At 42.1% G+C, this 12,439-nt stretch carries 8 protein-coding genes; 3 read left to right on the top strand and 5 right to left on the bottom strand.

The features are described 5' to 3' along the window. Positions 1-27: 27 nt before the first annotated feature. On the top strand, positions 28-252 hold the full coding sequence (locus tag ACRWQN_RS01945; RefSeq protein WP_226412123.1) for a hypothetical protein: 225 nt from the start codon (positions 28-30) through the stop codon (positions 250-252). 516 nt (positions 253-768) lie between these two features. Here ACRWQN_RS01945 and ACRWQN_RS01940 read toward each other — a convergent pair. The 3 genes from ACRWQN_RS01940 to ACRWQN_RS01930 form a co-directional block, all read right to left on the bottom strand. Further along, the gene (locus tag ACRWQN_RS01940) at positions 769-2,340 is read right to left on the bottom strand and encodes a diguanylate cyclase (protein WP_434939614.1); all 1,572 of its coding nucleotides are present in this window, start codon (positions 2,338-2,340) and stop codon (positions 769-771) included. Positions 2,341-2,505: 165 nt separating this feature from the next. Continuing rightward, positions 2,506-3,039, bottom strand: a complete 534-nt coding sequence (gene mog, locus ACRWQN_RS01935) for a molybdopterin adenylyltransferase (protein WP_226412127.1) — start codon at positions 3,037-3,039, stop codon at positions 2,506-2,508. 294 nt (positions 3,040-3,333) lie between these two features. Then, positions 3,334-3,954, bottom strand: a complete 621-nt coding sequence (locus ACRWQN_RS01930) for a TetR/AcrR family transcriptional regulator (RefSeq protein ID WP_434930790.1) — start codon at positions 3,952-3,954, stop codon at positions 3,334-3,336. Between the two features lie 416 nt (positions 3,955-4,370). On the opposite strand from ACRWQN_RS01930, the gene ACRWQN_RS01925 reads away from it, so the two are divergent. After that, positions 4,371-5,606 carry an efflux RND transporter periplasmic adaptor subunit gene (locus ACRWQN_RS01925; protein ID WP_434939612.1) on the top strand — a complete coding sequence of 412 codons (1,236 nt, stop codon included), beginning with the start codon at positions 4,371-4,373 and terminating at the stop codon, positions 5,604-5,606. An 11-nt stretch (positions 5,607-5,617) separates the two neighbouring features. Next, positions 5,618-8,779 carry an efflux RND transporter permease subunit gene (locus ACRWQN_RS01920; protein WP_434939611.1) on the top strand — a complete coding sequence of 1,054 codons (3,162 nt, stop codon included), beginning with the start codon at positions 5,618-5,620 and terminating at the stop codon, positions 8,777-8,779. Positions 8,780-8,872: 93 nt separating this feature from the next. Here ACRWQN_RS01920 and ACRWQN_RS01915 read toward each other — a convergent pair whose 3' ends face one another. Beyond that, entirely contained in the window at positions 8,873-9,829 is a 957-nt protein-coding gene (locus tag ACRWQN_RS01915) for a carbohydrate kinase family protein (protein ID WP_434939609.1), read from the bottom strand. 104 nt (positions 9,830-9,933) lie between these two features. Beyond that, the gene (locus tag ACRWQN_RS01910) at positions 9,934-12,330 is read right to left on the bottom strand and encodes a TonB-dependent receptor domain-containing protein (protein ID WP_434939608.1); all 2,397 of its coding nucleotides are present in this window, start codon (positions 12,328-12,330) and stop codon (positions 9,934-9,936) included. Positions 12,331-12,439 lie beyond the last annotated feature (109 nt).

Below are 12,439 nucleotides of genomic sequence, written 5' to 3'. Positions count from 1 at the left end.
TAAATACTAGAAAATGAGGAATTTAAAATGGAAAATGATTTCGCAATAATGGCGCTAGTGTTGATTATCGTCATTGGCACTACTGCATCAGAAATGTTTAAGTACTATATGAAGCACAAGCAAAACTCAGACACAGGGAGCATGGCCGAACTTAAGTCACAAAACCAAGCACTGATTGAACGAGTACAAGTGCTAGAAAGGTTAGTGACCGACAGTGACTTTGAATTGAAGCAGCAGTTTAAAAAGTTATGATGTTTGAAATATGCCAACATTGCATAAACAAGCAACCACATAACTTTTCAACACCTGGAACCTTGAAACTAACGTGAAGGTTATCATTAACTGAAATACCATCCGTTGAATAATTGTTGAGGTTACATTTTGATCTAAATGCAGACTCTAAAATGTAGCCTCAATACTAAAAATCTTACGCAATTGCTGTACCTGGCGCCGGCAACGATTTCAACATCAGCAAAACTCGCTTTGTTGTGAGTTAATTGGGGTGGATTGATAGTAGCAACGGAGAAAAATAACAGCGCTAAAGTGTGGCTAACGGTCGGACAAAAGGATTTTCGGCATAAATAATAGACAAGCCTACACCAACTCAACCGCCCAAACGGACTATCCTAAATAGGGTATTGGACTAACATCAACAATACCGGGTTTTATAAACCTACCCATAAAGACGGCTATCCCTAAAGACTATTTGGATGCAGGCTTTGCTGATTAATCGCTCTGCCCGCAAAAGCATGCCAGCAAAAACTAAGTTTAAGACAGTACATTCAGCATCACTTTATTTCGGCCAGTATTTTTAGCTAGATAGAGCTGCTTATCTGCCAATTTTAATAAATCATGAAATTGGTGCTGCTGAGCATTTTTAAATAGCTTAGGTACCACCATCACCCCAATACTGATTGTCAGCCACAAAGTACCATCAACATCGTGCTTAATGTGTAAGTTTTCCACCGCACTTCGTAACGTCTCAGCAATAAAGGTTACGGCTCGGGTATTATCATCTTTCACAATGACACAAAACTCTTCACCGCCATACCGCGCAACAAGCGCATCATGGGACGCCATGGTCTCCATTAAACAACACGCAACATCCACTAAAGCCTTATCGCCAGCAAGATGATCATGCTGGTCGTTATAAAGTTTGAAATGATCAATATCTAACATCATCACACTAAAACCCGTCGCTTGTTGATACCATTCTGCCATCACATTGTCCGCAAAAGCCTCTAATCCACGACGATTAGTGATTTCGGTTAACGCATCCTGAAGCGTTAATGTTTCTAAATAGTTTTGTTGTTCATAAAACCGAATTAACAGCTGATTAAATGAATTAGACACATTGTCTATTTCATCAATAAAATGCTGATTAGGAACCTTAGCCATTAGATTATCATTTGAAGAGGCATTAATACTGCTGTTGAAATGGATCAGAGGTAAAATTAAAAATCGCGATAACATCATCATCGACAATGACACTATCAGGGTCGCAATTAACAATAACAAAATAATTGAAACAGCATCTAACTTAGGGCTTGATCCTTTTCGATGATGCACTGTGATAACCATCGTCTGATCATCAAAGGCATTACGGATCAGCCAACTGTGTGAAGCATTTACTACCTGTAACTGATCAAAACTAAAAAAATCATTCATGGGTTGTGCATCAGCAGGCGTATTAATCTTTTTATCAATAGAAAAACGCACCATAGAATAGCCGGCAATTTCGTCTATCATCTCCTTATCGACTAACCTGGCCATAGTGATACTGCCCGCGATAACGCCATAGCCTTCTGAAGGTAAAATAGTCGTGTTAGTGATATAAAATAACTGTTCAGCAATCACATAATACCCATGACGAGTTGAAGCTTGTTGTGCAGAGATATCAGCAGCAGATGGTAATAAAGTTTTTGCTTCGGTTGCTGTTTTTCCCTCAACAAATTCTCTTAACGCTGAGGAGCTATCACGAATGGATTCATCTAGGTATTGCCAAACAAACTGCTTATTTACGCTATGGATAAACACCGCATCGACATTAGCCACTTCAAATGCATTTGATAATAAATTACTGACTATGAATTCGTCCGATGGCGCATAAACAAACTCCACCAAACTATCCCAAACCGCGTAGTCATAGGTTAGGGTGGTTAAATTTTTAGCCGATGCGGAAAAGGCAGCTTTAAGCAAAACATATTCTTGTTGCTGCTGGTCAACAACTTCAGCATTAATGCCAGGAAGGTAAAAAAAGTAATAAATAGTCATAACTAAACACGCAACACTTATCAACAGTGATGATAACAGCAGCAATGAAAAGCGTTTTAACGTCATGCATATTCACTCAAATTCAAATATTACTATTGAGTGTAGTCGTGATTTTTCATAACGATAATTTATCTATCGACAAATTATCGACAAATTATCGATAGATTTCATATTTTTAAAACATAAAAAAGCCCAAACAATGTTGGGCTTAAACAGGATAACAATTAAAACCTATTTTGCCTTAGGCCTAAACGGCTTTATTACCGTTTCATCGCACTCAAGAAATGGCCCTTCCATTAAATCGATACAATATGGAATAGCAGGAAATACTGCATCTAAGCATTCACGAATTGATTTAGGCTTACCGGGTAAATTAACGATTAATGAATCACCTCGAAGACCTGCGGTTTGACGGGAAAGAATCGCGGTAGGCACAAATTTTAATGACTCTGCACGCATTAACTCACCAAAGCCTGGCATCATTCTATCGCATACCGCTTCAGTAGCTTCTGGGGTTACATCGCGTTTTGCGGGGCCTGTACCACCAGTGGTCACAATCAAGCTACAGCCTTGATTATCGGCCATATCAATTAAAGTTGCTTCAATAACATCTCGCTCATCGGGAATCACTTGATAAACAGGTTCCCACTGCGAGGTTAAATATTCATTAAGTACGTCAATAATGGCCTTGCCTGATAAATCTTCATAAATGCCTGCGCTGGCACGATCGCTCACTGTAACAATGCCGATTTTTGCTTTACTCATGTTATTTATTCCCTAGTGTGGGTAAAAAAGTAATATTGATAAATAGGCTGTTAATTTAACAAAAAAACCTATGTTCACAAAATCTTAAACTGATATCTTGATCACTGAATGACTATTTGAGTTGTTTAAACGGCATTGTCAGTTATACACGCTATTAACAGCCGATATAACCGCACGAAGAGCGGGAGTGTGAAGAGGTGATTAACGATAAAGGTTAGCAAGACAGCATCATTCTGGTGTCACATTTAAATTGATAAAACTGATTAGCACTGATAAAAAACGTCGTCCAACTAGCTACTTATTAACATACTGGGATAACACGCAATCAACCGCCATTTGGGCCACTTTGATTAACGCTTCAACGTTTGTTCCTTCTGACGCCTGTACCGACATCCCCTGAAACAAAATTGCCATTAACCTAGCTAGGTCTTCAGGACAGCATTCCTCCTTCAACTCACCCTGCTTTTTAGCGGTTTCAAATCTTGCGACTAAATTTTGATTATGTTGTGCCTTTCGTTCAAGTATGGCCTGTTTAATTGATTCGCTCGCTTCGCTGCACGATAAGGTGCTGTTGGCCAAGGCGCAACCTTGCGGGTGATTAGTATCGGTAAACTGCATAGCCGCGCCGAGTAATAATCCCTTAATAACATCACCAATATGATCACATTGAAATGCCTGATTAAAGAATGATTCAGGTCGACTTTCATATAAATCAATTGCCTTTAAAAACAATTGTTCTTTATTACCAAATGCGGCGTAAAGGCTCGGTTTTTTAATTCCCATCGCAGCGGTCAGCTCGCTTAAAGACGCCCCTTCATAACCATTACGCCAAAATACGTCCAATGCTTGCGCTAAAGCAAAATCAATATCAAATCCACGAGGACGTCCGACACAAGCTGTCTTTATTTCTGTCAAAACATCACCTCTTTAAATTGATTAATTGTTGATGATTAATAAGTTAACCAAACACTGAAAAATAATCAGCACACTTTACCACAACGCCATACTTTGACTCAAAGTCTGAATCACTTCCCTGTGGGGATTATTGAGTATGTTACACGCTACCAACATCAAATAAAGACCTTAATGTATCAAGGTTGACCCAAGTCACTAAGGCTAACTTGCCCGGTAACAGATTGCCTCATCGTAAATAACATATCTTATAAAATAATTTAATACTTATCGGTACACATTTAATTGACAGGTCTATTTTAATCTATATATTACCGTTCGGTACAGAACATTTTTTACCTTTTGGTACAAATTTAACTATTAGACAACAAAAGCAACACACTAGATGACATCAAAGCCATTGTTGAAAGGACAATTACATGAACAGATTTACATCCATTCTATCCACACTGATAGTGAGCCTAACCGCATTGCTATTAACCGCATGTGGTAATGAATCGCCTCCACAACAAGCTATGCCATCAGCAGCCATCGAAGTGAATGTTGCCAATGTGATCCATGAACGTATTACCGAGTGGGATCAGTTTACCGGACACTTACAAGCTCCTGAAGAAGTTACCCTAGTGCCTCGCGTATCAGGATACATAGAGTCGGTGAACTTTAAAGAAGGGACGCTGGTTAATAAAGGCGATGTGTTATTTACTATCGACTCGAGAGTATTTGCTGCCGAAGTTGAACGTTTACAAGCTGAGTTGACCAGTGCCATATCCGCCAATGAACTGGCTAAAAATGATTTTGAACGCGCTAACAAGTTGTTTAACCAGCAAGCCGTATCTGAAGAATTAATTGATACTCGTCGCAGTAACTTACACCAAACTGCGGCTGCGGTTGCATCGGTAAAAGCGGCACTAACACGCGCTACACTCAATGTGGAATACACCCAAGTCACAGCACCCATTGCTGGCCGGGTATCTTACGCCAATGAAACTGCGGGTAACTATGTTACTGCGGGGCAAACTCAGTTAACAAGTTTAGTATCGACCTCAAACATGTATGCCTATTTTGATATCGACGAGCAAACCTACCTTAAATACTCTTCGCTATCGGCTCAAAACCAGCGTCAAGATCCGCGCTCTGGTAACAATACTGTACTAATGGCATTAGCCAATCAAACCGAATTTACTTACCAAGGTGTTATCGACTTTGTAGATAACGCTGTTAATCAGCAAACCGGTACCATTCGTGTACGCGCCTCATTTGCCAATCCAGACAATCGTTTACTGCCCGGCTTATTTGCCCGTATCAGTATTGCTGGCAGTGCGTCATATCAAGGTATTTTAATCGACGACAAAGCGATTTTTACTGATTTAAATAACAAGTTTGTGCTAGTGGTCAACGCGCAAAACACCCTTGAATATCGTGGTATCACTTTAGGTGAAAAAATTCATGGCTTACGTATTGTGACCGCGGGGTTACAGCCAGAAGACATCATTGTGGTGAATAGCCTGCAAAAAGTGCGTCCCAACGTCACTATCACGCCAAAATTGACAGAAATGGCCGATAGCAGCCAAATTGAAGCACTACATCAAGCACAGCTACTCTTTGATACTCAGCCACTCACTGCACGTGTTGCTGATGACGCTAATCAAGGCTAAGGAACCACAAAATGTTATCGCAATTTTTTATTAAAAGACCGATTTTTGCCGCGGTTTTATCGTTGCTATTTTTTATTTCGGGCGCACTTGCTGTTTGGCAATTGCCGATCACCGAATACCCTGAAGTGGTTCCACCAACGGTAGTGGTGACTGCAAGCTATCCCGGTGCTAACCCAAAAGTTATCGCTGAAACAGTCGCCTCCCCACTAGAGCAAGAAATCAACGGTGTTGAGAACATGCTATACATGTCATCTCAAGCCACATCTGATGGCCGTATGACATTAACAGTTACCTTTGCCATTGGTAGCGGCGTTGATTTAGCCCAGTCTCAAGTGCAAGGCCGAGTTGAGCGAGCTAAACCACGTTTACCGCAAACAGTGCAAAGGTTAGGTATTGTCACCGAAAAGTCATCACCTGACTTAACTATGGTGGTGCATTTAACCTCACCTGATAATCGTTATGACATGTTGTATCTGTCTAACTATGCAGTGTTAAAAGTAAAAGATGAGCTCGCGCGTATTGAAGGCGTAGGCGCTGTGCGGGTATTTGGCGCGGGCGACTACAGCATGCGTGTCTGGCTAGACCCTAATAAAGTTGCAGCGATTGGTTTATCACCGAATGATGTCGTGGCCGCTATACGTGAGCAAAACCAACAAGCAGCTGCCGGCAGTTTAGGCGCGCAGCCCAGTGGCGATAGCGATTTCCAGCTACTTATCAATGTTAAGGGCCGTTTAGCCAACGTTGAAGAGTTTGAACAAATCATTGTTAAGGTAGGCGAACAAGGTCAAATCACCCGCTTAAAAGATATGGCTCGGGTTGAATTAGGCGCATCGACTTATGCATTGCGTTCAATGCTAGACAATCAAGACGCTGCGGCATTGCCTGTTTTTCAAGCTTCTGGATCTAATGCGATTCAAATATCTGATGATGTTCGCCTTAAAATGGCAGAACTGTCTAAGTCATTCCCAGACGGCTTAGCATATGACATCGTCTACGACCCTACTGTATTCGTGCGCGGTTCAATTAAAGCCGTGGTACAAACATTACTTGAAGCCTTGTTGCTGGTAGTACTTGTTGTTGTGCTATTTTTACAAACCTGGCGCGCATCCATTATTCCATTAGTGGCGGTTCCGGTATCGCTTGTGGGTACTTTTGCCTTTATGCACCTAATGGGCTTCTCGCTGAATGCCTTATCATTGTTTGGCTTAGTGCTGGCGATTGGTATTGTGGTCGATGATGCGATTGTGGTGGTTGAAAACGTTGAACGAAATATTTCTGATGGCTTATCGCCCGTTGCTGCAACCCAAAAGGCAATGAAAGAAGTGACCGGTCCCATTGTTGCTACCACATTGGTACTGGCGGCGGTATTTATTCCAACCGCCTTTATGTCAGGTTTAACCGGCCAGTTTTATAAGCAGTTTGCACTAACCATTACTATCTCAACCTTTATCTCAGCGATTAACTCGTTAACCCTTAGCCCTGCGCTATCGGCATTACTGCTAAAAGGGCATCACGAGAAAAAAGACGCACTTACCCGCGGCATGGATAAGCTATTAGGCGGCTGGTTATTCAATCCGTTTAATCGCCTGTTTGCCCGTATGTCTAATGGTTACGGTTGGTTAGTTAAAAAAATCATCCGCTTTGGTGCTGTAGTCGGTATTCTCTATATCGGTTTAGTGGGCTTAACAGGCTTACAGTTTGCCAATACCCCTACCGGATATGTACCAGGCCAAGATAAACAGTATCTTATTGCCTTTGCTCAGTTGCCTGACGCCGCATCGTTAGATCGCACTGAAGCCGTGGTAAAAGAAATGTCGCGTATTGCTTTAGCACAGCCAGGTGTCGCCCACGCTGTCGCCTTTCCAGGTTTAAGCATTAACGGCTTTACCAACAGTACTAACAGCGCGATTGTATTTACCCCATTAGATAGCTTTGATGACCGCAGCGATCCATCATTATCAGCAGGCGCTATTGCAGCGGCGTTAAATCAAAAATTTGCAGCCATTGACGGGGCATTTATTGCGATTTTTCCGCCACCGCCAGTACAAGGCTTAGGCACCATAGGTGGCTTTAGATTACAAATTCAAGACCGAGCAAACTACGGTTATGAAGAGTTATATAAAGTGACCATGCAAGTGATGCAAAAAGCATGGGCAACGCCTGAGCTTGCCGGTGTATTCTCGAGTTATCAAGTCAATGTGCCACAACTTGAAGTGAACATCGACCGAACTAAAGCCAAACAGCAATCGGTATCGTTAGACGAATTGTTCTCCACCCTTCAGGGATACATGGGTTCGGTTTACGCCAACGACTTCAACCAATTTGGTCGCACTTATCAAGTTAACGTACAAGCAGATGAGCAGTTTAGACAAACGCCTGAACAAATCGCCCAACTAAAAGTACGTAACAACCAAGGTGAAATGGTGCCTATTGGTTCATTTATTAATGTCACCAATTCATCTGGTCCAGACCGAGTCATGCATTACAACGGTTTTACCACTGCTGAGCTCAATGGTGGTGCTGCACCTGGCTTTAGTAGCGGTGAGGCACAAGCTGCCATTGAAAAGATTTTAGCGGAAACCTTACCTAATGGCATGACCTACGAGTGGACTGAGATCACCTACCAACAGATCCTCGCAGGTAATGCTGGCGCGTATATTTATCCATTAATTATCTTATTAGTGTTTATGGTATTAGCGGCGCAATATGAAAGTTTAAGCTTACCTTTAGCCATCATTCTGATTATTCCTATGACGCTGTTGTCGGCATTAACAGGGGTGCTTATTTACGGTGGAGATAACAATATTTTCACCCAGATTGGGCTAATTGTTCTGGTAGGGCTAGCAACCAAAAATGCCATCCTCATTGTTGAGTTTGCCAAAGAGTTACAAGATGAGGGCATGGAAGCATTAGAAGCCATACTTGAAGCGGGCCGTTTACGTTTAAGGCCTATTTTAATGACCTCGATAGCCTTCATTATGGGCGTGGTACCTATGGTGTTTTCAAGCGGACCAGGTTCGGAAATGCGTCAAGCAATGGGTGTTGCGGTATTCTCTGGCATGATTGGGGTAACTATTTTTGGTCTTATTTTAACGCCACTGTTTTATTATGCGCTCGCAAAACGTGGCAAAAATAAAACCGCATTAGCTGAATCAAGCATAACCCAAGATTAACCACGCTATTGATTCAATGATAACCAAAAAGAGGTAACCTTAGGGTGACCTCTTTTTATGACTAATAACGCTACTCTACACCCGCTTGATCCATTATTGCACTTGTGACCAAACGGGCAACGCAGGAAATGCGCCTTTTTTCGCACACGTTATCGCACCACACTTAATCGCAAACTCAGCAGCCGTTTGAACCTTCACTCGATTAAGCAATTTTTGCACTAAAAGCTCTGGCGCTAAATATCCTTCATCACTGCCAAGTTCATATAAGAACCCCGCAACAAAACTATCTCCGGCAGCTGTAGTATCTGTGGCGACAATTTTAGGCACCGGCAACTCAAAGGCAAATTCAGCGCTGTGACATAAAATGGACTCTGGGCCATTGGTGACCAAAATTAACCTCACCCCTTGTCCAATACAGAATGCTAAATATTCGTCAAATGATGCCCCACGCTCCTGAGCCAAATACAGTGCTTCCTCTTTACTCATTTTAAGCACGTGAGTATAACGAAAGCATTGCTCCACACGGGCTGATAACAACCGAGTGTCTTGCCATAATGACAAGCGTAAATTAACATCAAAACTGACTAATGCTTGTTCCTTATGAGCTTTTTTAGCACCATAAAGACTGGCATTGAAAATAGCCTTTTCAGTAAAGGTATTAGAACAAAGATGAAAAATATCAATTTTTGACCAGTCGATAGCATCAAAATCAGCTTCGCGGTATAGCATGTCAGCAGTGTTCTGCCGATTAAAGCTAAACGACCGCTCCCCCTGCCCATCCAAACTAACTAACACTGTGGCAGTAGCAGCATCTGGTATTAATGCTAAACAACTAACATCAACACCTTGTTCTGCCAATGTATTTGTTAACAACTGGCCATAATCGTCAGCACTAATGCCACCAGCAAAAAGACTCTTACCACCTAATTTAGCGTAACCCACAGCGACATTGGCAGGCGCGCCGCCAGGGATAGGCTCGTGAACCAAACCAGAATGGCCCACTGGCAGTAAATCAATTAATACTTCACCAAAACTCAATAATGTACTCATATAAAACGTCCAAAAAAAAGCCCATTTGCATGGGCTTGTTAACAGGGATTTCTAAAAACTAATACAACTAATACTATTACAACTAAGGTTATGACAATAAACGATTAAAACTCGTACTTAACCGTGGCGCTGGTTGTACGACCGTTAATGGTTCTGGCACGAATGATATTGTTATCGGGTACCGAACCTTCTTCAGCTTCTGTAATACCCACAGTATCAAACAAGTTATTGACGTTAAGCGCGACGGATAACGCATTGGTTAACTGGTAAGATGCAAACGCATTGAGTTGAGTATAACCATCAAAACTTAGGTCATTATTATCTTGAGCATAAGACTCAGTGGTACCAATCAAATTGACCCCAACAGAGCCTTTATCAAAGTTATAACGGCCCATTAGCGAGTAAATAAAATCAGCTTGGCGACGAGGTGTGTTGCCAATTACACTTGGATTAAGGGCATCTTTAACAATTTCAGCATCGGTCCAAGTTACGTTACCGCGAAAATCGAAATCACCAACATAATAAGCACCTTCTAACTCAATCCCTTTGGCTTCATATTTACGGTCAAAGAATATTTGGCTAGTGGCTTCAAAGTTTTGCTCTTCTGTTTCAGAGTAAAACGCGGTGGCAAATAGCGACATGCTATCGTAACGATACTTCACACCCACTTCGTACTGGTCTACTTCATCCACAGAGTCTTCGTCAGAAACTGAACCATCAGCATTCACTTTACCAAACAATAAACGGTCAGCATTGGCACGACCACCATGACTAATACGACCAAATGCGGCTAAATCTTCAGATACTTGATAGTTAGCACCTAATGAATATGACAGGTAACCCCAGTCATAATTCACTAACTGTGGGTTAGCATTATCAATTGACGACACACTTAGCTCAGGCTGAGAAATCACCCCATCACGGTTCATATCCACTTGTGATTGCACATTACCCGCATAGTAACCACTGGCATCGCCAGAGTCATAGCGCACGCTACCGTCTAATGATAAATCGCCGAACTTAGATGACGCAGCAATATACGGTGCTTTAATAGTGTAGTCTGAATCATAGTTACGTTGACAGCAATTGCCCCAGTAAGGCACGCCATAAGCGTATAAACCATTATCTGAGTACTCAGTGCCATCGGCACCGACCACATCTAAAAGTGCCGCATTATCGCCTTGCACTTCCATCAAATAAGAGTTCCACATCCAAGTCATATTGATATTTTGCGTGGCAGTATAAAAACCAAAAGTGACATTAGAATCATCAAACGTCTTGGTTAATTTCATGTCATTGACGATAGAACCAAAGTCATTCATGGTCACATCAAAACTGTGTACGCGCATAGCTAAATCACTATCAAATGCTTGACCCGCTTTGGCACCATTAGCATAAATCAGTGATGATCCGCTGCCACCAATACTGTCAGCAATACTCGAGCTGTTAGCCACTTCGGCAGGCATTAACGACATAAAATTACCGCTAACATCCGAGATGCGGAAACGGTTTTCAACTAACCAGTCATCGCCTAAATCAAATGAAGCTTCTAGTCCAACTGAATTCACAATAGGATTCATACCATCACGCATATCACCACGGCTGATATTGCCGTCAGCATCTAAGCGCAGGGTTGATAACATGTTAGCCGAATGAACCGTATCAGATTGGGCATCAAATCCAGGTATTGAACTGCCATCTGAATACATTGGCATCGGCAAATAACCAATGCTCTTATCATTTAAGTGCTTTACATACAAACGCACATAACCAGAGTCAAACTCTTTGGTTAAGTTAGCTTTAATTTGGCCACCCTTGTTCGCGGTGTAACCAGGGTCACGCGGGCCATCGCCGGTGCGTACAAAGCCACCGATGTGAAAACGCATCGAGTCATTAATGCTTGTGCCGTATTCAAAATCAGTACGTAAAGTATCGTAATCTGGGCCTACAGTAGATGAAATACTGCCAGCATCACTGGTACCGGTTTTACTGATGACGTTAATAATACCGCCTGGTGCATTACTGGCAGCTGTTGAGGCTGAACCACCACGGATTGATTCAATAGTTTGTGTTGTAGAATCAATACGTAAGAAAATATCCGCATTACCAAATGCAATATCACCAAACTGTAGAATAGGTAAGCCATCTTCTTGAATTTGCAAGAACTTAGCTCCACCTGAGGCAACCGGTAAACCACGTACCGCAATGTTGGCGTTACCTTCACCACCAGTCGATTCAACCTTCATGCCCGGAATAATACGGAACGCTTCGGCTGATGAACGAGGTGAGCTAATGGCTAAATCTTCTGGCGACACACTGCTCACTGACACGCTCGAGTCCATTACACGTGTACCACGTGCCACACCCGTTACCGTAATGCGCTCAAGGCCAATGGCGTCTTTCTTGGTTTCCGCAGTATCTGCCTCAGCAGCCCACAAGCTCGAACTAACCATCACCGCTAGCGTACTCAATACAAATTTTTTAGATGTGCTTATTATCATTTTTATTTCCCCACATAGAGTGTATTGATGTTGTCTTATCTCCCCCATAACAACATCAGTAATATATTCATCAATCGAACTAAGCCCAAAACTAGCTCAGTAGTAAGTC

Origin of the sequence: Shewanella sp. HL-SH8 (assembly GCF_051165765.1) — a bacterium.
Taxonomy (GTDB): Bacteria; Pseudomonadota; Gammaproteobacteria; order Enterobacterales; family Shewanellaceae; genus Shewanella; species Shewanella glacialimarina.
Note: the sequence above shows the minus strand (reverse complement) of the source record. Positions and strands in the feature narration are given on the sequence as shown.

Excerpts from the sequence above, each read along its gene's own strand:
- ACRWQN_RS01920 (WP_434939611.1), top strand. The coding sequence starts at position 5,618 with ATGTTATCGCAATTTTTTATTAAAAGACCGATTTTTGCCGCGGTTTTA.
- ACRWQN_RS01915 (WP_434939609.1), bottom strand. The coding sequence starts at position 9,829 with ATGAGTACATTATTGAGTTTTGGTGAAGTATTAATTGATTTACTGCCA.
- ACRWQN_RS01945 (WP_226412123.1), top strand. The coding sequence starts at position 28 with ATGGAAAATGATTTCGCAATAATGGCGCTAGTGTTGATTATCGTCATT.
- ACRWQN_RS01910 (WP_434939608.1), bottom strand. The coding sequence starts at position 12,330 with ATGATAATAAGCACATCTAAAAAATTTGTATTGAGTACGCTAGCGGTG.
- mog (WP_226412127.1), bottom strand. The coding sequence starts at position 3,039 with ATGAGTAAAGCAAAAATCGGCATTGTTACAGTGAGCGATCGTGCCAGC.
- ACRWQN_RS01925 (WP_434939612.1), top strand. The coding sequence starts at position 4,371 with ATGAACAGATTTACATCCATTCTATCCACACTGATAGTGAGCCTAACC.
- ACRWQN_RS01940 (WP_434939614.1), bottom strand. The coding sequence starts at position 2,340 with ATGACGTTAAAACGCTTTTCATTGCTGCTGTTATCATCACTGTTGATA.